General features: G+C 45.8%; 23 protein-coding genes. 15 read left to right on the top strand and 8 right to left on the bottom strand.

Annotated elements, in window-relative coordinates; translation table 11 throughout:
- The first annotated feature begins 115 nt into the window (after positions 1–115).
- The 7 genes from ACWGXJ_RS08430 to ACWGXJ_RS08460 all read left to right on the top strand — a co-directional run bounded on the left by ACWGXJ_RS08430 (position 116) and on the right by ACWGXJ_RS08460 (position 6,753).
- On the top strand, positions 116–1,570 hold the full coding sequence (locus tag ACWGXJ_RS08430) for a bifunctional metallophosphatase/5'-nucleotidase (RefSeq protein WP_452566560.1): 1,455 nt from the start codon (positions 116–118) through the stop codon (positions 1,568–1,570).
- Positions 1,524–2,684, top strand: a complete 1,161-nt coding sequence (locus ACWGXJ_RS08435; protein ID WP_165176013.1) for an HD-GYP domain-containing protein — start codon at positions 1,524–1,526, stop codon at positions 2,682–2,684. The genes ACWGXJ_RS08430 and ACWGXJ_RS08435 overlap by 47 nt, the downstream gene beginning before the upstream one ends.
- 97 nt (positions 2,685–2,781) lie before the next feature.
- Positions 2,782–3,912, top strand: a complete 1,131-nt coding sequence (yfkAB, locus tag ACWGXJ_RS08440; RefSeq protein ID WP_023987890.1) for a radical SAM/CxCxxxxC motif protein YfkAB — start codon at positions 2,782–2,784, stop codon at positions 3,910–3,912.
- Positions 3,913–3,928: 16 nt separating this feature from the next.
- Positions 3,929–5,278 carry a hemolysin family protein gene (locus ACWGXJ_RS08445; RefSeq protein ID WP_452566561.1) on the top strand — a complete coding sequence of 450 codons (1,350 nt, stop codon included), beginning with the start codon at positions 3,929–3,931 and terminating at the stop codon, positions 5,276–5,278.
- A gap of 196 nt (positions 5,279–5,474) precedes the next feature.
- A complete protein-coding gene (locus ACWGXJ_RS08450) occupies positions 5,475–5,699 on the top strand; it encodes a spore coat associated protein CotJA (RefSeq protein WP_061831695.1) in 225 nt (74 codons plus the stop codon).
- Between the two features lies 1 nt (position 5,700).
- Entirely contained in the window at positions 5,701–6,150 is a 450-nt protein-coding gene (locus ACWGXJ_RS08455; protein ID WP_323873151.1) for a spore coat protein CotJB, read from the top strand.
- 33 nt (positions 6,151–6,183) lie between these two features.
- Positions 6,184–6,753 (top strand): manganese catalase family protein, encoded by a 570-nt coding sequence (locus ACWGXJ_RS08460; protein ID WP_061831696.1) that lies wholly within the window; start codon positions 6,184–6,186, stop codon positions 6,751–6,753.
- A 113-nt stretch (positions 6,754–6,866) separates the two neighbouring features.
- Here ACWGXJ_RS08460 and ACWGXJ_RS08465 read toward each other — a convergent pair whose 3' ends face one another.
- Positions 6,867–7,577: a GntR family transcriptional regulator gene (locus ACWGXJ_RS08465; RefSeq protein WP_452566562.1), complete on the bottom strand. Its 711-nt coding sequence runs from the start codon at positions 7,575–7,577 to the stop codon at positions 6,867–6,869.
- Positions 7,578–7,861: 284 nt separating this feature from the next.
- Between ACWGXJ_RS08465 and ACWGXJ_RS08470 the strand changes: the two genes are divergently transcribed.
- From ACWGXJ_RS08470 to ACWGXJ_RS08485, 4 genes are all read left to right on the top strand, one after another.
- Positions 7,862–8,836 (top strand): SIS domain-containing protein, encoded by a 975-nt coding sequence (locus tag ACWGXJ_RS08470; protein WP_302057233.1) that lies wholly within the window; start codon positions 7,862–7,864, stop codon positions 8,834–8,836.
- Between the two features lie 31 nt (positions 8,837–8,867).
- A complete protein-coding gene (locus ACWGXJ_RS08475; protein WP_452566563.1) occupies positions 8,868–9,755 on the top strand; it encodes a PfkB family carbohydrate kinase in 888 nt (295 codons plus the stop codon).
- A 104-nt stretch (positions 9,756–9,859) separates the two neighbouring features.
- On the top strand, positions 9,860–11,176 hold the full coding sequence (locus tag ACWGXJ_RS08480) for an anaerobic C4-dicarboxylate transporter family protein (RefSeq protein ID WP_250261862.1): 1,317 nt from the start codon (positions 9,860–9,862) through the stop codon (positions 11,174–11,176).
- Positions 11,177–11,208: 32 nt separating this feature from the next.
- A complete protein-coding gene (locus tag ACWGXJ_RS08485) occupies positions 11,209–12,042 on the top strand; it encodes a sugar phosphate isomerase/epimerase family protein (RefSeq protein WP_452566564.1) in 834 nt (277 codons plus the stop codon).
- A gap of 172 nt (positions 12,043–12,214) precedes the next feature.
- On the opposite strand, the gene ACWGXJ_RS08490 is transcribed toward ACWGXJ_RS08485, so the two are convergent.
- Positions 12,215–13,291: a glycosyltransferase gene (locus ACWGXJ_RS08490; RefSeq protein WP_452566565.1), complete on the bottom strand. Its 1,077-nt coding sequence runs from the start codon at positions 13,289–13,291 to the stop codon at positions 12,215–12,217.
- Positions 13,292–13,721: 430 nt separating this feature from the next.
- Here ACWGXJ_RS08490 and ACWGXJ_RS08495 point away from each other — a divergent pair, with 430 nt between their 5' ends.
- The 3 genes from ACWGXJ_RS08495 to ACWGXJ_RS08505 all read left to right on the top strand — a co-directional run bounded on the left by ACWGXJ_RS08495 (position 13,722) and on the right by ACWGXJ_RS08505 (position 18,003).
- The gene (locus ACWGXJ_RS08495) at positions 13,722–16,529 is read left to right on the top strand and encodes a methyltransferase domain-containing protein (protein ID WP_452566566.1); all 2,808 of its coding nucleotides are present in this window, start codon (positions 13,722–13,724) and stop codon (positions 16,527–16,529) included.
- 25 nt (positions 16,530–16,554) lie between these two features.
- Complete coding sequence (locus ACWGXJ_RS08500) at positions 16,555–17,217, top strand: class I SAM-dependent methyltransferase (RefSeq protein WP_452566567.1); 663 nt, start codon at positions 16,555–16,557, stop codon at positions 17,215–17,217.
- A gap of 84 nt (positions 17,218–17,301) precedes the next feature.
- Positions 17,302–18,003: an HAD hydrolase-like protein gene (locus tag ACWGXJ_RS08505; RefSeq protein WP_322159191.1), complete on the top strand. Its 702-nt coding sequence runs from the start codon at positions 17,302–17,304 to the stop codon at positions 18,001–18,003.
- A gap of 91 nt (positions 18,004–18,094) precedes the next feature.
- Here ACWGXJ_RS08505 and ACWGXJ_RS08510 read toward each other — a convergent pair whose 3' ends face one another.
- From ACWGXJ_RS08510 to ACWGXJ_RS08535, 6 genes are read right to left on the bottom strand one after another with little or no spacing between them, the layout of a single operon-like run.
- Positions 18,095–19,285 (bottom strand): YheC/YheD family endospore coat-associated protein, encoded by a 1,191-nt coding sequence (locus tag ACWGXJ_RS08510; RefSeq protein WP_250261858.1) that lies wholly within the window; start codon positions 19,283–19,285, stop codon positions 18,095–18,097.
- On the bottom strand, positions 19,267–19,782 hold the full coding sequence (locus tag ACWGXJ_RS08515) for a GNAT family protein (protein ID WP_061831701.1): 516 nt from the start codon (positions 19,780–19,782) through the stop codon (positions 19,267–19,269). Before ACWGXJ_RS08515 ends, ACWGXJ_RS08510 begins: the two co-directional genes overlap by 19 nt.
- A 16-nt stretch (positions 19,783–19,798) precedes the next feature.
- Positions 19,799–20,908, bottom strand: a complete 1,110-nt coding sequence (locus ACWGXJ_RS08520; protein WP_165175997.1) for a YheC/YheD family endospore coat-associated protein — start codon at positions 20,906–20,908, stop codon at positions 19,799–19,801.
- Positions 20,905–22,275, bottom strand: a complete 1,371-nt coding sequence (locus tag ACWGXJ_RS08525) for a YheC/YheD family endospore coat-associated protein (protein ID WP_061831703.1) — start codon at positions 22,273–22,275, stop codon at positions 20,905–20,907. Before ACWGXJ_RS08525 ends, ACWGXJ_RS08520 begins: the two co-directional genes overlap by 4 nt.
- A gap of 12 nt (positions 22,276–22,287) precedes the next feature.
- Positions 22,288–23,442 carry a YheC/YheD family endospore coat-associated protein gene (locus ACWGXJ_RS08530; RefSeq protein WP_061831704.1) on the bottom strand — a complete coding sequence of 385 codons (1,155 nt, stop codon included), beginning with the start codon at positions 23,440–23,442 and terminating at the stop codon, positions 22,288–22,290.
- A 43-nt stretch (positions 23,443–23,485) separates the two neighbouring features.
- Positions 23,486–24,856 (bottom strand): YheC/YheD family endospore coat-associated protein, encoded by a 1,371-nt coding sequence (locus ACWGXJ_RS08535; protein ID WP_165175993.1) that lies wholly within the window; start codon positions 24,854–24,856, stop codon positions 23,486–23,488.
- A gap of 162 nt (positions 24,857–25,018) precedes the next feature.
- On the opposite strand from ACWGXJ_RS08535, the gene ACWGXJ_RS08540 reads away from it, so the two are divergent.
- Positions 25,019–25,363 (top strand): YlbF family regulator, encoded by a 345-nt coding sequence (locus ACWGXJ_RS08540; RefSeq protein WP_025685398.1) that lies wholly within the window; start codon positions 25,019–25,021, stop codon positions 25,361–25,363.
- Positions 25,364–25,411: the final 48 nt, after the last annotated feature.

The raw sequence follows: 25,411 nt of genomic DNA on the forward strand, positions 1-25,411 counted from the left end.
CAGCGAAGCTTAAGGACTATGTCCACTCATATGTACCATATTGCTAAATAACATGGTATGCTTAAACATTAGAAGCTCCAAAGTCGATATATATAAAGTATAGAGGAGGGCGGTTATGGAGATGACGACTCGGCAAACGTTGACCATTTTGCATACCAATGATATCCATAGTCATTTTGGCAGTATGCCTTCGATAGCCGCGATGATCGATGAACGAAGAGCCGCATCACGGGATGCGCTGCTTGTGCTCGACATAGGAGACCACATGGACCGGATGGCCCCCGAAACGGAAGGAACGCTCGGTGGGGCAAATGTGGATGTGATTAATCTAACAGGATACGATGCAATTACGATCGGTAACAATGAGGGACTGACTTTTACCCCGGATATGATTGAACAGGCATATGCGGGGATTCATTGTCCGGTCGTATGCGGCAATATGACAGAGCGTGCCACGGGGATGAGCCCTTCGTGGATGAAGGAATCCCTTATCGTAGATAAAGCAGGAATTAAGGTGGGTTTACTTGGTGTGACGGCTCCTTTTGTAGAGTTTTATCAATTGCTGGGCTGGGATGTGCTCAATCCGTTTAAGGTGCTGGGGAAGCAGATCGCGGCACTGAGAGAGCAGGTTGATGTTTTGGTTGTGATGTCGCACCTGGGTCTACCTTCCGATAAAAAATTAGCGTCGCAGTTTCCTGAAATTGACGTTATCCTTGGAGGTCACACCCATCATGTGCTGGAAGAACCGCTTTGGATCGGAAAAACAGCTTTATGTGGGGCGGGTAAGTTCGGAACGCTGCTGGGTGAAGTGACACTAAGTCGTAACAATAGCCTCGAACCGTTTCGAGTCACGTCGGGCGGCGTAGTTCCTGTGGATCAGACACTACTGGACGAAAAAGTGGCATCGGCCATTGTGGTGCATCGCAGACAAGCAGAACGCGCCATGGAGAGCACAGTTGCGGTGGCGGATCGAAAACTGGAGATCGCATATGATCAGGAATCCCCTTTCGGGAATATGCTGGCACAAGCGGTGTCCCATTTTACAGGAACAGAAATTGCCCTCGTCAATGCGGGACAACTGCTCGGCCCATTACCTCAAGGGGATATCAGCAAAGGAATCCTACATTCCTTATGCCCTTCGCCGATTAATGCCTGTGTTATGAAGTTGCGGGGAAGAGATATTCGGTTGGCGCTGGAGCAGTCCTTGCTACCTGAATTTACAGACAAGCCCATGACGGGTTTTGGCTTCAGAGGCAAAGTGCTTGGCACGATGTGTGTGGAAGGCTTGGCCATTCAGTATGACCCTGGCCGTGCTCCTTATGAAAAAGTGACGGACATTCGTGTAGCGGGTCAACCTTTGGAAGAGTATGAGGAATACACAGTGGGCACGTTGGATATGTTCACTTTCAAAGCAGGTTATGAGGTGCTTGCGAACGGAACAGATCTCCGATTTATGCTTCCAGAATTTTTACGGGATATGATTGAAATGGAGTTGAAGCGTCCGGGCGCGATGGAAGAATGTTTTGCAGCTAGGTGGCTTCAGGTATCAAAACAATCGGGAGAGGATTAAGCTGCGACTGGTACCTGTTACATTATTGAGAGCCGGCATGAAGCTTGGCAAGAAAATTTACAATGAAAACGGAATGGTGCTGCTCTCGGAAGGTGTTGAGCTTACTTCGCGATTGATTGAACGTCTAGGCCAAGTCGGTATTGGATATGTATACATTGAGGATGCTGTGACAGAAGATATCGTCATTCCTGAGATGATTCATGAACAGACAAGGGCCGCGGCGCTACAGGAAATCAAAAAGCAGTTTCAAGGGTTATCATCCTATTCCGTAGATCATAAGCACAAATATTTTGGCAAGTCATTTTATAAGGTGATGGAATCCATTCTGGACGATATTGGAGGCCGTCAGGACGCCGTCATTATGTTGATGGATATCGGGGCCGCGGATCAGGATTTGTATCATCATTCTTTGAACGTATGTTTATATTCACTAGTACTTGGGATATCCAATGGCTACGATAATAACCAGCTCATGGAGCTGGGGATAGGTTCACTACTGCACGATATTGGTAAAATGAAAATTTCACCTCAAGTACTCTATAAGCCGGGTAAATTGACGGATGAGGAATATGAGCATATGAAAACACACACGGTGATCGGCTACAAGCTGCTCAAAGATGAACCTGGCATTCCCTTATTGTCGGCTCATTGTGCATTACAGCACCATGAGCGTATCGACGGCAGTGGATACCCACACGGTTGGAAAAAGGACCAGATCCACGAATATGCGAAATGGATCGGTCTGGCCGACTCGTACGACGCAATGACAGCAAGTCGGATATACAAACAGGCTTTGTTGCCCTATGAAGCGATGGAAGTGCTGTACGCCGGGGCAGGAACGTTATATGAGCAGCGAATGCTGGAAGCCTTTCGTGACTGTGTAGCTATTTACCCCCTGGGACTCTCTGTGATGCTCAACACGGGGGAAGAGGGGGTCGTAGTGCGTATACATCCCAAAATCCCGCAAAGACCCGTCATTCGCATTGTAAGGGACCGGGATGGGCAGGAAGTGAAGGCACCTTATGATGTGGATTTGTCCGTATCCCTCTCGGTTATGATTACAAACACATTGGGTGCTACTGTCGCCCCTTTCGGAGGAGTACACGTAGATTAGCAGATGATGTGGAAGAAAGTATGCAGACACTTTACACATCATGATATGATAATTATACGTCTTTTGAGGTTAATAACAGAAATAAGGTGAAAACATAATGACAGTTCTACAAAATAACACGCTACCCCAAATATCGCCAACCTATGATCCGTGGGACCCGATTGTCTCACTGCGTACACATGGTCGTCATTTGCTTACGAGTGTGGAGATGACCGTAACGCATCTATGTAATATGCGCTGTGAGCATTGCGCTGTTGGCGATATGCTGGTTATGAAGGAGGCCCCTTTCCTTCCGCTAGACCTAATGCTGAAGCGTTTGGATGAAGTCGAGCATCTGGAGACGATCAGTATTACAGGCGGGGAACCTGCCTTACTCGATAAAACAGTGGATGAAGTGATCGTTCCACTGTTGAAATATGCCAAGGAGCGCGGTATTCGCTCGCAAATCAACTCCAATCTGACGTTAGACATTCGCAGATATGAGAAGATGCTTCCTTATCTGGATGTGATGCATATTTCATTTAACTATTTGAATGCGGACGATTTTTATGAAGTGGGTTTTGCAAATACCGGCCGACCGACTCCACGTGCGGGTGCTGTTCGCCTGTATGAAAAAATGATGGAAAATGCCCGCAGATTGAGTGAAATGGGGATGTTCATTTCAGCTGAATCCATGATTAACTATCGGACACACACGAAGCTGGAGGGCATTCATCAATTAATCAACGAAATGGGATGCCGACGGCATGAGGTTCATCCAATGTACGCGTCGAATTTTGCCTCTGCTTTGCCTGTGCTTTCACTCGACGACATGCGGAACTCTATCCATAAGCTGCTGGATGTACGTAATCAGGACATGTGGATGTTGTTTGGCACATTACCGTTCTTTGCTTGTTCGGATCGGGAAGAAGACCGCAAACTGCTTCGACGCTTGCGTCAGGAACCGAATATTACAGTGCGTAATGATCCGGACGGAAGAAACCGTGTGAATGTGAATATGTTCACGGGTAGCGTGTATGTGACAGATTTTGCAGACATACCGGCTTTCGGAAATATTCAGGAAGATAGTCTGGACGATATTTTTGGTGAATGGCTGAATGAGCATCCGCTGAATCAGACTGTGAACTGTCATTGTGATGCCGCTGCCTGTTGTGGACCAAATCTGCTCGTGGCGGATATGTATTACAAAGGAATAGACTTTAAATCAAGAAAAGCATTACAACTATAGAAATGGGGAGTTCGTATTGGATGGTCATACCGAGTTTCATTGGGGATTGCTAGCTGTGAATCTCCTCTTGGTACTGCTGCTTGTCTTTCTAAATGGTGTATTTGTGGCCGCAGAATTTTCGCTGGTCAAAATGCGCCAATCCCGATTGACGCAGCTCCAAAGCGAGGGTCATCGCCTGGCAGGCTATGCGCTGAAGGTGAACAAAAAGTTGGATGCTTATCTGTCCGCCACCCAATTGGGCATTACGCTGGCTTCATTGGGCTTGGGTTGGATTGGAGAGCCAGCAATATCCGGCTACCTGATAGAGCCACTCATGCACAAACTCGGTGTAACTGACGGTACACTGATTACAACGGTATCTGTTATCGTCGGATTTTGCGTAATTACCTTTTTGCATATCGTATTGGGGGAACTGGCGCCAAAGTCCTTAGCGATTCAGAAGACCGAAGGTGTGGCGTTGTTTTTATCGGCGCCTTTGCTGCTTTTTTATAAGGTCTTTCTGCCTGTGATCTGGGTATTGAATGCTGCGGCAAACTTGCTGTTGCGCGCATTCGGCATTCAGCCGGCGAGTGAAGCCGAAGCAGCTCATTCGGAGGAAGAGATTCGTATATTGATGAATCAGAGCGCCAAAAGCGGTGTGATTGATAAGGACGAAATTAAGCTGATGGATAATATTTTTGATTTTTCCGACTTGCTTGCCCGTGAAATCATGCTGCCGCGTACAGATATGGATTGTTTGTATACGAATTTGTCGTTTAAGGAAAATCTCAAGATCATCAGCGAGACCAAGCATTCCCGTTACCCGGTAGCGGTTGAGGATAAAGACCAGATTATCGGTTTTGTCCATATTACAGATCTTCTGCTAGCTGAGCAGGGAGAGCAACTGGATCTGGCTTCGGTGGTACGTCCTATTTTGAATGTGCCGGAGTCCATGGAAGTGAGTCACGTGCTACGCCTTATGCAGAAAAAACATTCCCAAATGACTCTCGTGGTAGATGAGTACGGCGGAACGGCCGGGCTGCTGACAGCGGAGGAAATTTTGGAGGAAATCGTCGGGGATCTCTATGATGAATTTGAGGATGAACGCCCGAGTGTGGAAATGAAGGAAAACTTCATCTCTGTGGACGGTCGTATGCTCATTGAGGATGTCAATGATTTGACTGGAGTGAACATTGAAGACGACGAGGTGGATTCCATCGGGGGATGGCTGTTCAAGGAATTGGAGGGCATTCCGGTGAAAGGGAAGAGAATTGAGTTTTATAACCTTACCTTTGAGGTGGAGGAAGCAACAAGGCTTCGCATAATGAGAGTGAAGATTCACCGCAAGCCTGAGCCTGTGATTGAAGATGAGCTTTCAGGTATGTAAGTTATTATAGAGTGCTGAAGAAAGAGCTTTTAGATCCACGTACCGTGGTTTTAAAGGCTCTTTTTTGATTAGAAACAGTTCTATGGTTATTTTCTTGAACAATTATTTTTATCTGTGATTTTTTGTTCGAGACTTGGGCGATACGGCATATGTTGAATAGTAAAACAGATGGATCAATCAAAGGAGGTTCCGGCCCGTGAAATTTCCACAGCAAGGTGAGTATGCCCCGTTTGTCGGCCCATTCGATCCGTGTCCGCCCGTTCTGTGTAAGACTTATGTGCTTCCGCCAAACTTGTTTATACAATTTCAGCCCCCTGGTCTACCACAATTCAGTCCAGATGAGGCACTGACGAAGGGAACGCTTTGGCCTTTGCTTTACAGCCCTTATGAGCCTAGGAGAAACCAGGGGGGAGGCGAATAGAATGGAGAATCCAAATCAGGGTCAGTCCCCATTCCAATTCCAGCAGCAAAATCAGCATGAGAGCGGGCAGCAACAGCCGAATCCATATCAAAGCCCTTATTCAAATCCGTATCCATACCAGAACCAGTATCAGAACCAAACTCAGGGCTATAGTCAAGCCGGAAACCCGGCCCAAGGCTACACGCCCCAAACCAAGCCAGTTGATGCCCAGTTTTATGCGTTGCTGGAGAAGCTCCAAGCGGTGGATTTTGTGTTGGTGGAGCTGAATTTGTATCTGGATACGCACCCAGATGATTTACAGGCTATCGAACAGTTCAATAAGCTGACGCAGGAAAGAACGGCGATTGCTAACGAGTATCAGATGCTATATGGGCCTTTACAAAATTTTGGCCGTGCTTATTCCAAGTATCCTTGGGAGTGGAGTCAATCCCCTTGGCCGTGGCAGGTCTAGGTAGGTATAACCTTTTATAAAGGAGGAACATGAATGTGGGTATATGAGAAAAAACTGCAATATCCCGTACGTGTCAGCAAATGTGATCCTCATATGGCCAAACTGCTTATGGAGCAGTATGGTGGAGCGGATGGCGAGCTGGCAGCGGCATTGCGCTATCTGAATCAGCGCTATACGATTCCCGATAAGGTAATTGGCGTACTGAACGACATAGGCACGGAGGAATTTGCGCATCTCGAGATGATTGCGACTATGATTTATAAGCTGACCAAGGATGCGAGTGTGGAGCAAATGAAGGCGGCTGGGCTAGGGGAATATTACGCGGCGCACGATCATGCGCTATATTATCAAAACGCAGGCGGGGTTCCTTTTACAGCGGCCTATATTCAAGCCAAAGGCGACCCGATTGCCGATCTATATGAGGACATAGCGGCAGAGGAAAAGGCTCGAGCTACATATCAGTGGCTGATTGATCTGACAGACGATGTGGATTTGCAGGATAGTCTGAAGTTTCTGCGTGAACGTGAAGTGATTCATTCGCTGCGTTTCCGTGAGTCAGTGGAAATTTTGAAGGGGGAAAGAGACCGGAAGAAAGTCTTTTAAGGTATTTTGTAAGGAGGGCCATCTGCAAATGCAGGTGGCCTTTCTTTTTTTGGGTTAAATCTACATAGAAGCACCTGTCAGAGACAGGACAGGCGATATAGCTGTTCATAACCTCAAACAATCAACTCAAACCTATCCCCTAATATTAATTGCTTGGAACGATGGATTTTTTGGCCGTCTGGACTACAAACTGTGCTTTTAATACAAAGTAGAGGATAGCCTTCCTCAATATTTAAATAGGTGGCTACATCAAAGGAAGCAAACTCCATAAATATATATTTTCTTGATATTCCAAATGTAATCTTGTGTTTATTTTTTAAAATATCATAAAGAGATATATTATTTAAATCCTCTTGTAATAAAAAAGAAAAAGAAGAAGGGAAACGTGAATACTCTACAGATACCGGCACATTGTCAGCATACCTGATTCTTTCTATATTGATTACTTTATCCTCGGGTATTAAACCTAAATGTTCTTGGTCTGATGCTGTAGCATCTTCAATCACGCATTTTATTACTTTTGCACCAGGCACTTTATTTTGTAATTTACAAGTATCGCTAAATCCAATGGTCTCTACGACATTTTTTTTGATTTTATCTTTTGTAATAAACGTTCCTTTTCCCGGAATCCGTACCAAATAACCTTCAGAGGTAAGTGAATCAAGTGCCGCACGGACAGTTACACGACTCACATTATTGGTTTCACTTAATTCTAATTCTGTAGGGAGTTTGTCTCCTGGTTTTAGGGTACCGTTGTGGATGGAATTTAAAATTCTTTCTTGCAGCTGTCTATATAACGGCGAAGATTCTGAATGATCAATCATGCGGTCAACCTCCAAATCAAGTTTTTATAAATGTATTATATTGTTTTATATCGGGATGCTTATATTATAACAGTATATACAATTTATGAATAGCTTGTAAGCCCTTGCAACTAGGGGTCCTCCCTTTAAAAATCGGGGATAGTTGAATCGATGCTCTAGAAAAAGTAGCAAATTGTTATTGCTTCATGTATTGTTTTGTGTTATTGTTTCCTTATAACATTCCAATACATACACCGGTGTGGAATGGAAAACAAGGAAATGTATCATACAAGGAGGAAATGGTAATGGAAATCAAAAAAATTATTGAAGAAATTGTAGCAAATAAACAAGAGGCTGGCGGTATTAAGCAGGTATATTATGTAGCTTGCGGTGGTTCTTATGGTGCTTTTTATCCTGCAAAAACATTTCTTGAAAAAGAAGCAAAGGAAGTTAAGGTAGGTCTTTATACCAGTAATGAGTTTGTGCATAACACACCTAAGGCATTTGGAGAAAATTCAGTACTGGTAGTGGCATCACATAAAGGTAATACACCAGAAACTGTGAAAGCCGCAGAATTAGGTAGAACAGCAGGAGTTCCAGTTATTGCATTAACGTGGGTTGAAGATTCTCCTATTACGGAACAAGCAGACTATGTGGTGAAGTACACATTTGGGGATGGTAAAGATATTGCCCGCGAAAAAACCATGAAAGCACTAATGACGGCAGTAGAGGTATTAAATCAGACCGAGGGATATGAGCAATATGATAAATTCCTGGACGGAGTAGGAAAAATAGATCGAATTGTTAAAAATGCATGCAAACACGTGGAAAAGCGTGCTCTGGCTTTTGCGAAAAACCATAAAGATGATTCCGTAATCTACACCATGGCAAGCGGAGCTGGCTACGGGGCTGCCTATATGCAAAGCATCTGCATTTTTATGGAGATGCAATGGATTAACTCTTCCAGCATACATTCAGGTGAATATTTCCATGGACCATTTGAGATTACTGATGCTGAAATACCATTTGTCATTCAGGTCTCTGAAGGAAGTACCCGGCCTTTAGATGAAAGAGCGTTAAAGTTCCTTAACCGTTATACCCAGAGAGTAGAGGTTTTAGACGCAAAGGATTTAGGACTGTCTACTATTGACAGCTCTGTGGTTGATTACTTCAATCATTCCCTATTTAATAATGTTTACCCCGTTTATAACCAAGCTTTGGCCATTGAAAGAGCGCATCCGCTTACAACTCGTAGATATATGTGGAAGGTTGAATATTAATCTTTTAGCAACCTTTAGAGGGGATATTCTTATGGAACAATATAAGGTTATTGGCATTGGTGACAATGTAGTAGATAAATATGTCCACCAGGGTATGATGTACCCTGGTGGAAATGCCTTGAACTTTTGTGCGTATGCCAGAATGTGTGGTATGGAGGCATCTTATTTAGGTAAGTTTGGTAATGATTATATAGCTCAGTATATTCAAAAGGTTATAGACGATTTAGAGATAGAACATAACCATTGCCGGATTTTTAAAGGGGAAAATGGGTATGCACGGGTTACATTGGAAGACGGTGATCGTGTATTTCTGGGCTCCAATAAAGGCGGTATTGCAAAGGAAAAGGCATGGGATTTTACAGAAAATGACTTGAACTACATTGAAAATTTCTCCGTGATTCATACTAGTCTAAACAGCTATATAGAGCAGGATCTCGCAACATTAAAAAAAACGAATGTGCCTATCTCCTATGATTTCTCGGTACGCTGGAATGATGAATATTTGGAACAAATATGCCGGTATGCGGACATTTCATTCCTTTCATGCAGTCATTTAACGGAAAGTGAAAGAAAAAGAGAAATGCTAAAAGCACAGAAATTCGGTTCTAAAATAGTGATTGGTACTGTGGGGGAAAATGGATCAGTTGCTCTCTATAAAGATCAATGGATGCACCAGCCGGCAGTATTAACGGATACCGTGGATACGATGGGAGCGGGTGACTCTTATATAACCGCTTTTATTGTAGAGATGATTAAAAGCTCTAAAGCCGGTAAGATTTTCTACGGTGAAGATGAGGATATGCTTCGGAGTATCAAAGCAAGCATGGAAAAAGGAGCGGTTTTTGCGGCTAAAATATGCCAGATAAACGGAGCTTTTGGCCACGGCACACCCATTCGTTGTTCTGACTCGAAAGAATAAGCATGATAAGAATTTTGTAAGCGTATTCAGTGAAGGGCGGCTACGCCCTTGTAGATAATGAAAGATCGGTAAAGTTCGTAAAATCAAAAAAAGGGAGAATTCTTATGTTTTGGTTTGAGCTATTGATCATCTTTTTACTCATTTTCTTCGGTGCTAGAGTTGGCGATGTTTTTATGGGCTTGCTCGGTGGAGTGGGCGTAGCGATTTTTGTATTTATCTTTCATGTCCAACCAGCGGCCCCTCCCATTGATGTAATGCTGATCATTTTAGCGGTTGTATTGGCTGCCTCTGCGCTGCAGTCTTCAGGTGGACTTAACTTACTCGTCCAGATTGCAGAGAAAATGCTTAGTAAGTCACCTAAGAATATTACAATAATAGCTCCAATCATATCCTGGTTATTTACCTTCTTATCAGGAACCGGGCATGTCGTATATAGTTTATTGCCTATTATCAATAAGCTTGCCATTGATAATGATATCAGACCGGAAAGACCCATTTCAAATAGTATCATCGCTTCCCAGCAGGCAATAACTTGCTCACCGGTTTCAGCGGCCACTGCTGCTATGATTGGATTTATGTCACCCCTTGGAGTAAGTTTGGGGACCATATTGGTCATTTCCATACCTGCTACACTCTTAGGTGTCATTACAAGTGCGGTGTGCACGTTGCGTAAAGGGAAAGAATTGTCTGAAGATTCGGAATATTTGCATAGATTGGCAGAAGGCTTAATTGAAAAATCAGAAAAGAAGGCTGAGAAAAAAGAAACTTCAAAAGGAGCGAAAGCCGCTGTTGTTATCTTTTTGATGGGAGTTTTAGCCATTGTTATTATGGGCATGTTTACTCAACTGCGTCCATCCTGGGAGCTAAATGGAGAGGTTACTAGTCTATCAATGCCGCATACCATTGAAATGATTATGCTAGTTTGCGCTACTATGATTATTATCGTATGCCGCCCGACGATTGAAACAATTCTTAACGGACCCATATTCAGGGCAGGGGCGCTGGCTATGGTCTGTGCCTTTGGGTTAGCCTGGATGAGCAGTACCTTTATAAACGGACAAACCGCTTTTATCCAAGATCATGTTGCTACGATTGTAAATAGCCATCCGTGGATGCTTGCCGTTATCATGTTTATCGTTGCTGCTTTAACTACGAGTCAAGGTGTCACGACATTAATTATGATACCTATTGCTATTGCCCTTGATCTGCCTACCTACATCATAATTGGAGCGTGGATGGCTGTAAATGCGAACTTCTTTTTACCAGTATCTGCTCAGTGCCTTGCTGCCATATCTTTTGATACAGCGGGTACGACTAAAATTGGTAAATATGTATTGAACCACAGTTTTATGATACCTGGAATGATTAATATTATTTTATCTGTAATATTAGCTACTTTAATTGGAAGCGTTTTAATATAGAGCGTCGTGTAAAAAGGAGGTATCTAATTATTATGGTACAGATATCACAAGTTGCGGCTGCAAACTATCATTATAAAAGATATTCTTTGGAGTATTTTTTAGAATCTGTTGCAAGGCTAGGATTCCATAATATTGAATTGTGGGCTTCAGGTCCACATCTCCATTTAGACTATTTGACGTATCAGGATATAAAAAAATTAAATAAAAAAGTAAAAGAAAGAGGGTTAAAGACGATCTGCTTTACCCCTGAGCAGTATGTCTACCCGGTAAGCATCAGTCATCCTGATCCAGAGTATAGAAAGAGGAGTGTTGAGTTTTTTTGCCGGCATATCGAAGCTGCATCTTTGCTGGAATGTGACAAAGTGTTGGTGACCACAGGCATCGCATACTTGGATGTTGATGAGACAGAAATGTGGAAATGGTGCAGAGAATCTTTAGGCGAAATCTGTAAAACAGCAGAAAAAGAGGGGATTTACCTTCCTATGGAGGCTTTTACCTCTTTTACTACACAGGTGTTTAATAGAGTCGAGCACATTTCCAAGATGATAAAAGAAGTTGGGAGTCCTTATTTAAAAGGTTTAGCGGATACAGATGTGATGGAAACTACAGGAAAGGATACCATTCATGATTTTATAAGGGAACTGGGAAATAATTTAATGCATGTACATTTTGTGGATGGTAATCCTGGAGGACATCTGGTTCCCGGAGAAGGCCAATTAGCAATGGCGGAAGTGTTAAAGGAGCTTAACAATATAGATTATAAGGGATATCTAGGTCTGGAATTATTGGATAGAAGGTATGTTATGAATCCGGAAAAAGCCCTAAGGGATTCGCTCACGTGGTTCGAAAAGCACCTGAATGATTGAAAGAGGAGCGACTTTCTACTATTTTATACCACGAAATTTTAAAACAAGAAAGTCGATTCCCTATAGGAGGAATCGACTTTTTTAAGTATGCCTAGCATGGGTGTTAATTCTAGAGTGAGAAATCCCGAACGGGAACTGGCAAGTCCCTGTCTTTAGCCAGTGTTCGTCTTCCTTATTTCTGTTGCTCTAGCTGTGCAAAATATTGCTCGTTATATAAAACACTTGGATGAGTAGGATGGTGCAACTGAGCTATGCGATGATGCGATTTTGCCTTTTCAATGTCGCCGATTCGGTCGTAACACATGCATAATTGCAAGTGTGGAAACCAGGTATAGTACGACGAATTGGTTAAGGCCATCACATCTTGTGGGGGCTCGATCAGCGTCGCCTGACGAAACCAGTAAATGGCTTGAGTATACTGCTCATCTTCAATGAACAAATTGCCAAAGGCACAGCAGAACTGGGCGCGTGGTACATCGAGGTTGAGTGTGCGAAGCAGTGCCATACGCTGCTCCTGTTTTTGACCCTGGTGAGCGTAGCAATCTGCTAGCTTAAAGCAAGCAGCAATCCGATCCTCAATCCATCCTTGATCGAGCCCCAGATAGTGTTCGTACTGCTGGATGGCTTCTAGTATGCGTCCGTTATCATATAGTTCATTAGCGAAGTAGTAGTGATCTCGCTCAGAAAATGCAGTGCCTTTCTCCCGGTGCTGGAGATAAATATGTAAATTACGGTCAGTGTAGGCACGTGTCTTTTTATGAGTCACTGCCATATTGCTGTGAAAGGTGCTGCCAGTCACATTCAGGAATTCGTGCACAAAACCGATCCATCTGAATCTACGATCACGCCGCACCATTCGGTTTCTTTTAAGCTTATGCAGCGGCTGCCCCTGTTCATCTACAGATAGTACATAATCCATCGTAATGCTGTCATACGAGACGGTGGCTTGTTTTTTCCAGTCGAGAAATGCCAGTCGATCTTGCTCCTCTAGGATGTCATCAGCATCCAGCCAAAATTGATATTCCTGTGTTGCCTGATCAAACGCATAATTGCGGGCTGCGGAGAAATCATCGCACCATTCAAAATTGTATACCCGAGCATTGAACGATGCAGCGACCTCTTGGGTTCTGTCGGTAGAACCAGTATCAACGATAATGATTTCATCAACTAGGTCATGGACTGATTTCAGACAGGTATGAAGGGCTTCTTCTTCATTTTTGACAATCATACATAAGCTGACAGTTACCATGCTCTTTGTCCCCCCAAAAAACTTGGTATAATCTCCATTTTATTAGGATAGCTTGCTCATTATGTAGTAATTCCTATGGATCGTTTAGAGGATGTGCGATGATCATAAATTCAATCTTGCTCTAATAAATTAGAAAATCAAAGTCTGATATGAAGAGGAGGAGATTGTGCAAAATTCGATATTATCAAGTGCGACCGGGAAATAAATTTGATGGCTAAATGTAGTTAGAAAACCAGTAACAGAAAAAAGGCAGTTAGCTGGAGGGTAAGATTGTATTTTTGTATTGATGTCGTTTTCATTGATATTTCCAGGTGTAAGTCCATTCATACTACGTTCACTCCCATATCGCGCTTGGGCGCAATTATGGTATGTCTTAGGACATGGAGGGAGAACGGTTTATGAGGCTTCTACCTGATGGAGGCGTTGAATCATGCGTATACTAATCGGTAGCCCGGTGCACCAGAAGCCGGAAATATTGTCTTTATTTCTTCAAGCTTTGGAGCGACTGGAGGCACCTGACGTGCTGCCGGATTATTTATTTGTCGATGATAATGACAATCTGACTTCAAGCCAATGGCTTGCCGATTTTTCCAATCGGCTGCCGGGCAGGGTTTTACCCTTGTTGAAAGGCTCACAGCAAGTAGAGAATCGAAGTGATGAGCACACTCATTATTGGCCGCCTGCCCTCGTCTGGAAAGTGGCTGGCTTTAAAAATCGTCTTATTGATTATGCACTTCAGCATAATTATGACGCGCTGTTTTTGGTCGATTCTGACCTAATTCTCCATTCCCGTACCTTATGTAAGCTGGTGGAGGCGGAGAAGGATATTGTATCTGAGATTTTCTGGACACGCTGGCAGCCGGAGGGGCCTCTATTGCCTCAGGTGTGGGTTAGTGATGAATATAATTTGTTCCATCGTGAAGAAGGCGAAGTGTTGTCGGCAGAGGAGAGAGCGCAACGCGAGTTGCATTTCATACACCAATTGCATGTTCCTGGTTTGTACGAGGTGGGTGGTCTAGGCGCTTGCACCCTAATCCGCAGACGTGCACTGGAAGCAGGGATTCACTTTGGTAAAATCAAAAACATTTCCTATTGGGGAGAAGATCGACATTTTTGTATTCGGGCAGCTGCATATGGATTTCCACTTTTTGTGGATACACACTATCCGGCGATGCATCTGTACCGGGAAGCGGACCGAATGAAAGCAGAGCAGCTACTATTCGCCCTAAAGTATTTTACAACGAGTGCTGTTCATACGGACCCTTCAGAACATTTAGCATATCTGGATCACTCCGATACTTCTACTAACTCTCCTGCCTTCAATCGTTCTGCATCATCAAGTCCCTCTAAGTTCCCTGAACCTCCTGTTATACCGTATGATCTCCGTGAGTCAGCTGTCTTTGCCAAGTACACTGCAGATTCTTTTGCTGTACCACAAACATTCTCTGGTCCACGACAAAGTGAACTTCATACGCCGCCTGTCAGCAAACCCAAATTGACGCTGACTATGACGGTATACAATGAGGCAGATCGCAAGCTCATTGACGTGCTGCGGAGTCATCGGGAATATATTGATGAAGCGGTCATTATTGATGATGGCAGTCAGGATGATAGCGGAGAGTTGTGCCGTGAGATCCTAAAGGGAATCCCACTGCGTTTAATACGCAATGAAACAGCTTCTTTTACCAATGAATTAGAGCTGCGTAAGCAGCAGTGGAGAGAGACGTCGGCTTCCTCTCCCGAATGGATATTAAACATGGACGCTGACGAAATGTTTGAATCCCGTTTTGCTCAAGGGGTACATTCGTTGTTAGCGGGAACGAAAGCCGATACGATTTGTTTCAGGTTGTTTGATATGTGGTCTTCCACTCATTACCGCGATGATGATTATTGGCAGGCTCATCGGTATTACCGTCCTTTTTTGATTCGATATAAGGAAGGGTTCTCTTATAAATGGAAGGAGCAGTCCTTGCACTGTGGGAGATTTCCCGAAAATGTGCTTGACCTTCCCAGTGAAATTAGCAACTACCGCATCCAGCATTGGGGATGGTATACACCTGCTATTCGCATGGCCAAATTTCAGCGTTACCAGTTGCTTGATCCAAGTGCTCGTTATGGCTGGAAAGAGCAATATAAATCTATTTTGGACCCGAACCCCCGACTCACGCTCTGGGTGGATCAGGACAACATAAATGTAGAAGAAGAAACTGCACCAGAATATGAAGCAGCCCACCAGGTAAACGACATGGATGTTGCCGAGATTTCGAGTGTCCAGGTTATTGATAATTCCGATCTGCAAATAAAAAGTGAAACCAAGGACTTACTTTATAGTAAATGCAAACTGTGTGGCTCATCTGACACGGCAGTATTTCATAGCTATGAACGCTTTACCTTGATGGGATGCGGTTCCTGCGGATTGGTTTTTCGTAATGATGTGGATCATATACAGCCCGAAGATATGATTGCAGAGATTTATAATGCCAAATGGGTTGCTATGCGGGATAGTGCAGCAGCATCAACTTATGGAGATCATGCCCTTTTTGGACTCATGCTGCTGGATATGTTCAGTACCGGTAAAGGGAAATTGCTTGAGATTGGATCAGGTACCGGAGAATTTATCCATGCTGCCCTTCAAGCCGGCTGGGATGCAGTGGGCATTGAACCTTCCATAGACTCGCGTGCTTACGCCAAATACAAATATGACGTGGATTTATTGCCGGGTTACTGGGGCGATGAAGCCGAAGTAGAAACTCAAACCCAAGAAGCACATGAAATACAGGAATTGAATGAAAAACAAGAAGCCGAAGAAGATACTGATTTACCACTGGATCACAAATACGAGGCCGTAGCATGCTGGCATGTGCTGGAGCATATTGCGGACCCAGTTGCATTTTTGACAGATTTACGCGAACAGCTTCAACCTGACGGGACGATCTATATTACGGTGCCCAACAAAAATTCGTTCACTAATGAGGCTTATGGCGTTTACTCGCCTTTATTTACGGAGGAAGATCATTTGTATCATTATTCTGAGCATACGCTTGCGCTCTTACTGGCAAAGTCCGGCTTGCGCCCGGTGGCTTTGTTCACCCGCCAGCTTCCCTCTGGTTTAGATGCCTTGCTGCAAGCCCATCCTTTATACGGTGAGCTTACCCTTACGGAGCAAATGGGATTGTTGGCCAAACTTCAAGGCGAGAAACGGGGTCATGAACTGTGCTGTGTCGCAAAGGTAATTTAGTCATCCCCAAAAGGAGGCAGTATCCATGAACATGTCTGATCCGTATCTGTCTCGCTTTTTTGTATATTCTGACCCCAACTCCTCCAACATGATTTACAGACTCCCCCAAAGCTGGTGGAGTCGCCCCTATGAGTATGAGTGGTGTCTCCAATTTATGTCTGGGCAAGATACAGTACTGGACGCAGCATGTGGAATCCCTCATCCATTCAAATTTGAGTTGGCCCGCCGTTGCGCTGAGGTCTATGCCTGCGATCTGGATATACGGATCGTTTCCGTGGATGCCATTTTGGCCGAGGTGCGGCGGGATATCGGAGAGGAGGCTGCCGAGCGCATTCAGGAGATTTTACCAGTTCGTCTCCACTCCGCACATGCCAATCTGACGGCTCTACCCTATGAAGATGCCAGTTTTGACAAAATTGTATGTATCTCGGTACTGGAGCATTTAACGCCTGATGAATCTTTGGCAGCCTTACGTGAATTTCACCGAACTTTACGGGATGACGGAATGCTTCTGCTTACGTTTGATTATCCTACAGTGGACTTATCAGCGATGGAGCAATGGATAGAGCAGGCGGGGTTTTCGTATTGGAATGGTGTGGATCTCAAGCTTCCACGGGGGGCTCTACACACGGATATGTGGGGCGGTCTGCATTGTTTTAGGGCTGTTTTAAAAAAATATAAGAGTTAGCGGTATGCGCAATGAGGTTTACACGGACCTCTCTTATTGCTTATCATGAGAGGGGTTAGAGTTGTAAACCTACATAGGAAAGGAATGACTGATAACTACATGAACAATGCACCTGTGTTGAAGAAACCTGAGGCTATGGTATTTGATATGGACGGTACACTTTTTCAGACGGAGACGCTATTGCTTCCTGCGTACCACAAGCTGTTTGATACGCTGCGCGCCGAAGGGCTTTATGAAGGAGAGACTCCTCCCGAGGAGCTTATTTTGAATAGTTTGGGTATGTTGCTGGATGAAATCTGGAGAAGAGTGATGCCGGAAGCCAGCGAAGCGGCCCACAGAAGAGCGGACGAGCTGCTGCTTCAGCTGGAGCTGGAGGGATTGAAGAGCGGAAGTCATGCCCTGTATCCACATGTAAAAGAAACACTTCAGTCCCTTCATGAGCAAGGTGTCCGATTGTTCGTAGCCAGCAACGGGCTGGAGGATTATGTAAAAGGGATCGCTGCTGCGTATGAAATGGTTCCCATTTTTGAAGGACTGTACAGCGCTGGGGAGTACAGCACGCTTTCCAAAGTGAATTTGCTGGAAATTCTGTTGAGCAAGCACGATATTTCGAATGTATGGATGGTAGGAGATCGCTCCTCAGATGTGGAAGCAGGCAAAAAGAACGGACAGACGGTGATCGGTTGTGCTTATGCTGGATTTGGCGTGAACGATGAGTTGAAGGGGTCTGATGCAATTATTACGGACTTTACGCAACTGCTTAGACTTTATAAAAACGCCGAGTAACTGTGAAACACAGGTTAATGGTTATAAATAGGCTTGACGTACCATATAAATAAACTGTCGGGCAGACGAAAAAGAAAGGAAGGCAGCCACTTTACGCGGAGCCTTCCTTTGTCTTATTCTCAGTCTTACTCTCTGCTTTATCTTCTGTTTTATCTTCTGCTTTGTAGTCCGTCTGAGGCTTTGGATTAATTTGTGTGTGGTAGACCCACAAGGCATATTCCATGGGCTTGGCGATGGAACGGCGATAGGTATCTTTTTCTCCAATACGTGAAAATACCTCGCGGGCTGGTTTCGGGTTGACTTCCAGCACGTATATATGACCGTCCTTATTAATTGCCAAATCGAGCGCAAGCTCGCACAATGCCCCGTAGCTTTCTTCCAGATACGCAGCGATGTCCAGTCCGAGTTTTTCCCCCTGCTTGATGATTTTCTCTCTACGGCCCTCATCACGAATCCATTGCGTCAGCAATTGGTTCATCGGTACCGCCTTGCCTCCACCATGCAGGTTGGAAGTGACACTCCGATGTGCCCCGATTCGCCCGGCGCATCCGGTTAGCTCCCATACTCCTTGGCTATTTTTCTGCACCAGCATACGGTAATCATGGACCCTGCCATTCGGCAACTGCACAGGAATGCCTTCCTGAACAATGTAGTTATCCATGTTCCAGCTGCTCAGACGCGGCTCCAGACGGTCTAGACGTACCCGCTGCTGGGGAATAATATGGCGTTTGCGATTGCGGCCTTCAATCAGATACAGGCCCCCTTGCTTGTTAACAGGCTCAATACGTAAAATGCCGCGTCCTCCCGTACCGTTAATCGGCTTGAGGTACACTAGTGAATTCTGTTTGAGCATCCGTTTTACACTATGAAATCCATTGAACAGCTCTGTTGCAGGCAAATGGGGGCGAAAGGCAGACCTTCTCGCAAGCTGCTGATGAATGACCCACTTGTTACTCAGCGGTCGGTTTAAATATACAAGATCTGTATACTGCGATCGAAACTGCTTCAACTGACGATATCGTTCACTGCGCTGTACTCGGCAACGGTCGAAAATCATATCTGGGAACTCTCGCCACTTTCGGCTCCATTTTCCGCTGTGTGGATCATAGATTTGGGCAAGGAGCAGCCTGCGATCCTTATGGACATCTGCTGGAGTGAATACATACATATCCAGTCCCAGTCTTTTCCCTTCTGCAATCATGCGCTCATATATATCACGTTCCTCCAATTGCTTCTTGTTATTTAAATACAAGGTCATGATGCCTAGGACAGGTTTTGGCACAGCATTCCACCTTCCTCTGCCGTCTGCTTATCTTGGGATAACTCCCCGTGAAATATCAGCGTGGGTTTCCCTGTCGGTCCAGTCGTCATTTCATGCGCAACCAGTCCAGCACGGAAACAGGTTTTGAGACTGGCCATATTGTCGGCGGCTACGCTGCACGTCAGACGGCGCAGCTGTTTGAGCTGGGCGGACAGCAGTCTAGCGCCCAGTCTGCGGCCCCGGTAAAGCGGACGAACAATTACGATGCAAGCATCCTTCCCGTAATTCAGAGCGAGGGAAAATCCCGCAATCCGCAGCCCCTTCTCCGTGCGCACATATGCGCACAGGAGGGAGGAACCAGGGGTGTTCAATTGCTCCGGCGTCAAAACAGCCAACTGCCGCAGAGCATTACGAGTAATGCGCATGCCCCCTGAGCTGCGGGCCAGAAACAGTAACTGTCGTCGTCTCAGCAGCCAGCTCCGGGCAGGCAAATGTTGAACATCGCTAATTTGCGGCATGATTCCACTTCCTTGATCATGATTTCATTCGTCCGGCCAAAAAGGAGCTGTACTGGAATATGCGTCTAAGCGACTTTTGGCGGATTTCCGGCTCGTCAAATTTCATCGGTTTGGCATTGGCCTCAAAAAACCAGAGGGTTCCGAGCGTATCCACGCCCAAATCCATGGACATTTCGCCATGAGAAAGACCGGATGCGCGTTCAATTTGACGTGCAATCTGTATGGCCGTACTTTTAACTTTGTTCAGTAGATCCGTGCTGTCCTCAGGCCCAAACAATGAGGACAGTAGCTTGAACGGGTCCTCTACACTCCCGCCACGCGGGACATGTGTGGTAATGCTCCCTTTACCTGCCAGTCTGGCACCGACCCCGGTTATACTCCAGGAGCCGCGGATATTTTTTTGTACCAGGATACGCAGGTCGAAGGGTTTTTTCTGATAGGTTGCCAGATCGATACCCTGTTGAATGATATAAGGCGAGTTGCCCGCTTCCCGGCGGATACGTCCCCACAGCCGGGATAGCGATACAGATCTGTAGGTTACACTTTTTTTGTCATGCTGAATGGTCAGTCTGTAAGCCATTAGATGTTCTGGGCGGAATTTAAGAATCATAATCCCTTTTCCGGCCTTACCGTTTTCCGGTTTGAGATACAGATATGGATACGCAGACAGCATTTTTCCTAAGGAAGACAGGTTGCTTAACCGTTTGGTTGCCGGAACAAGCTGACGAGTGGTTTCCGAGGTACGCAACCACTTGAACAGTTCCCATTTGTTAAAAAAGCCTGGATTGTACAGCTCAATGCCTGAGGCATGTGAAATTTCATCCAACTTTGTGCGCACAGAGGTTTTAAGTTCATAATTACGATTGGGGATGCGATTATAAATGACCTGTGGAGGTGGAAAATTCTGTTCCTCCCACGTCTGTAAGCTCTTGTTGAAAACGTAGCCCTTAACCGTTTCGTCTGCCAGTTTCAGGTCCCTGACGGTAACAATGTACACCTGATAGCCCATCCGTGTTCCCGTTTCAAGAATATCCCTGAAATTGCGCTGATTGCCCTTGAAGAATTGTTCTTCGTCGTGCACTGTCAATACAGCAACGACTGGCTTATGCTCCGCCCGGGTATTCATAGTTCCTCTTTTCTGCGGAATTTACTGAGGTAAAGACAGTGGTCCAAAATATGCTCCACGGATGCTTTACCCTCCGCACGCAACGATGGATGCTGAAAAATGGATCGGCCTGGCTTGGAGTTGGCTTCAAACATCCATACCTTTTCATCCTGATCAATACCCAGATCAAAGCCGATTTCACCCAGTAGATGCTGGTGATGGTGTTCAATGGCTTCTGCGAGCGTAACTGCTACGTTTTTGGCACGTTGAAGCACTTCACCCGCCCGGTCTCCGAATACCCGGTTCAACGCCTGTTCAGGTGTCATAAGGGAGCCGCCGTTTTTGATGTGGGTCGTGACACTGCCGCGTCCGGCTTTTTTGGCTCCAATGCCGACGACGACCCACTGATTATTTCCATTTTTATGCATGTGAAACCGGAAATCAATCGGACAATTGTCAATCTCGATCAGCTGGATACCCTGTTGAATGACGTAACCCTTTAACATCTGTCCCTGATTGGAGTGAAGCATCCTGAGCATGGAGTTAAAAGAGGTGAATTTTAGCAATACATTGCTATTTTTCTTACGGTACCTCACAAAATAGCCTTGCTTGGGAACATGGGACAGACGGTAGATTCCTTTACCGAGGCTGCCTCCACTTGGCTTGTAATAAGCAAATTGATGTCGCTCCAACATACCTCGGATACGTTCAGAGCTGGGATTCATATATGATTCAGGGACATAGCGGTTAACATCTGGATTATTTTCCAGCAGATTATAGATATCGGACTTATTGAAAAAGCTCCAGTTAAAGAAGGGAATTCGTTTGCGGGAAAAGCGTTCGCGTAGTTGATTGATCGCCGGGGAAAAATCAGAGCGTCGGCTCGGCAAACGATTATAAATTACGTCCGGCAGAGGTACAAGTTTACGTGTGAATTCCCCGCTGGAAGACAGAAAATAGCCGTTAATCGTATCATTTTGCCAGTTAATATCCCGAGGGGTGAAGGCAAAAATATAAGATTTTTTGCTGCCTTCCTTCAGCAGTTGCTTAATAAAGCCTGTGCGTGATCCGAAAGGGCGAGTGGTGGAGTTGGTACCGTCAGACAGCACGCCAATCAACGGCCCTAGCTGTATATCCCCATCCAGATTTCGCAAATAGATGGCCCCGCTTTTGGGAACACGGATTGCATTACGTAAGCCCGAGGTCAAGTATAGATGGCGTCCCGCCTTCTGAATTGGTTTTACTGTAGCGGGAATCTGATCCTTACCGAGCCGCAGACGTACGGACTTGGCTCCGGATAATTTAAGGCTTTTCAACAAGGAAGTGGATATATATGCCACCTTGTCGGGCTGCTGTGAGAAATGCACATTGCAATGCGTTAAACTCATCTGTTTATCCTCCTATACCGTATGTTCAAGGGAGGCGCCCGCGCCCTTTGGCCCTGTCGCTTTGGAATGGGTCATTAAATATCGAGCATATTCGAGCGGGCGGTTGACCGACTGGAAAGCGCACTCGGGCTGATGGGTCTGAAAAAAGGAGGCCCGACCAGGTCGGGAATTAACCTCCAATAGCCAGATGTTCCCGCTCCGGTCAATACCGTAATCAATTCCCAACTCGCCAAGGCGGCCATAACGTTCCTCCAGCGCCCTGGTAATGGTCAAGGACAGCGCCATCATCTGCCCGATGATGAGACGCGTGGTGTCCGCGCCAAATTGTTCACGAAGGTAAGGCTCAGCTGGATGGGCTTCGCCCCCACCGTGAAGATTAGAAGTCAGAGTTCCTTGTCTGCCTTCTCTTACGGCAAAGCCCGTCAGGCGCCAATAGCCGTTGCCATCCTTTTGCATGAGTGCGCGAACATCAAAGGGATGATTGCTTTGGCTTGTTAATTTCAAATAAGGCTGCACGATATAAGCGCGTTTGTGTGCAATTCCGTGGACCCATGACAATCCTGCATCCAATTCGGAAAACAAGCGCCGGAACGGGCGGTTACGGGAGTCTCTACCCTGTACAAGTAGTCCCTGGCCTCCTTCTGCCAGCCGGAGATACAGTGTGCTCTTGCCATGTGTTCCGGTCTGTGGCTTCATAAACAGCTCCGAATGGCGTCGTAGCCATTCCACAAGCTGGATCGTGTCCCGGTATGGCGCCGTAGGCGGCACAAAGGGACGCACTTTATCTACCGCATGCAAAGCTCGATACACTTGCCATTTGCCAGGTAAGTTACGCGACCAGTAGATGAGCTTGCGCGATTTTTGCTCCGCCATATCTTCCAGTGTGCGCCTGACATTCTGGCTCTCGTGAACATGGAGACAGCGGTTATACACAATATCCGGCAACGGAAAGCGGCCGGATGTCCATACTCCGTTACGGTAAACATAACCTCGTATGGAGTGATCTTCAGGTGAAACTCCTTCGGCGGTAAACGCCATTACGCTAAGACCAGAGCGCCTGCCCAACAGACTTAGCCTGCGGCAAAAATCGGCTTCGGTAATAGGGGGAGTGGCGGCCTGATTCCGGCTAACAAGCACGCCCAGCGTGCCTGGCACAACAAGAGACACCGACAACAGCTCCTTTGGCAGCCAGACTCTGGAAGAGATGAATTCATTTGAAGCCGGCTGAATAACAGCAGTATTCAATCATTTTTTTTACGGACGGGCGAGTTTTCTGATCATTTAACGGCGTGTTGTCATTCTTCGATGGCTTCGAATTGACCTCCAGCAACCAGATGCGCCCCGTGCTATCTATTGCCAGATCTATACCAAATTCTGCGAAATGGGCGGGAATCGCTTTTTCCACTCCGCTTGCGATATCCAGTGCTGCTGTTTTGAGAGAGGTATGCCCATTCGATTTAACGGTTGCGGGCAGCGTGGTTTTGGCAAGTGCTTCTTTGACTGTACTCAGCGTGCCGCCTCTTGCCAGATTGGACACAAAGTGGCTGCCTCCGGCGATCCGGGCGACAATGGATGTTACGGTCCAGGTTCCGGACGAATTTTTCTGTACAAGCGCACGAAAGTCGACCGGACGCTTACCATGATCAATCAAGGTAAGTCCCTGTTGGAGTTGAAAGCGTGTTGTTTTCATTTTTCCCGCTAAGCTTTTGTACAGTTTATCGACGTTGGCATACATTTGCTTGCGGGGTGTGCCCGCTGTTGTGGATAGCACCGAAAAGGTGCCATCCGTTTGTTTGTTAATGCGCATTATGCCTTTACCTAGGCTTCCGCGCACTGGCTTGAGAAAAACAGCGGGATACTGGTTGCACATTTTTTTGAAAACAGCAAAGGTTTGCAGCAAGTGGGACTCGGGTAAATACTTGCGCAGGGAAGAATTGGATTTAAGCGCATCAAAGACTTCATTCTTATCCAGAAACTTTTCGTTAAAAATGGTCGTGCCGTACTGCGATTTTACTTCTTTCATGAAATGCTGTACGCTAGTTCTGTTCTCGAGTTTACGGGAGGTAAGACGATTATTGACGACATCGCCGGCAGGCATGACCGTCTTTTTCCAGCCTCCGTCATACACCCATCCCTGAACTCGCCCGGGCTGACTTCCGATATGCTCCGGGGTGAAAAAATACACATATGCTCCTTGTCTGCGGCATTCCCCGACTAGTTCACGGCAGAACAGGGTGATCGACCCGAAAGGCTTGTCGGGCTGTTCGGGATAGTCCCGACTGACCAGCACGCTAATAAGTGGGCCCACTCGAAGTGTCCGGCGACCTCGGCTGTAGGTTACTCGCAGATTACAATTGGCATGAAGCCCCATTTTTCGGGCTAGCACGCTTCCCACACGTAGGCCGCTGTAGCGGGGCACCGATATGACGGTAACCTCTTGGCGGAACGAACCGAAGGCGAGCTGAACGGGGTGGCCAGCGGATATTTTCCATTTGCGAAGCAGGGACTCGCCGACCATGAGTACGTCATCCTGCAAGATGCCCGATCCGATGATTTGAATCGTTGTTTTTTTGATGGACATCGTGGATCTCCTTCCGGGCAGCAACTTGATGTCTTGAAAGTAACGGGAAACGTGAATGGGCTGTAATAGCACTGATTCATCATATGAGGACATATATCCCTTGGTGATTGACGGACAATGTGAAATGTTGACACTAAACTTGTATTGGAGGAATAAACAATCATGAACATCTATGACAAAGCCCATGATTTAGCGAAAGCATTGAAGGAAAGCAAAGAGGTAGAGGAAATTACGTCAGCGATGAAGCTGATCGAAACCGATCCAGAAGCCAAGAAAATGCTCGACGATTTCCGTGAACGCCAAATGGAAGTACAGCAACGCATGATGAGCGGCGATATGCCAGCACAGGAAGAGATGGAAAAGATGGAGAAGCTGTTTGAGGTACTTAGCTTGAACCTCAACATCCGTCGCCTGTTCGACGCTGAACGTCGCCTGAGCGTGATTATTGAGGACGTTAACAAAATTATTGCAGACAGCCTTCAACATTTGTACGGTTCATCTCTGTAAGTTTGTCTCATATTCCTTCCTGTCCTCTCATAGACTAGATACATAGAG

It is taken from the genome of Paenibacillus sp. S33, from assembly GCF_053615415.1.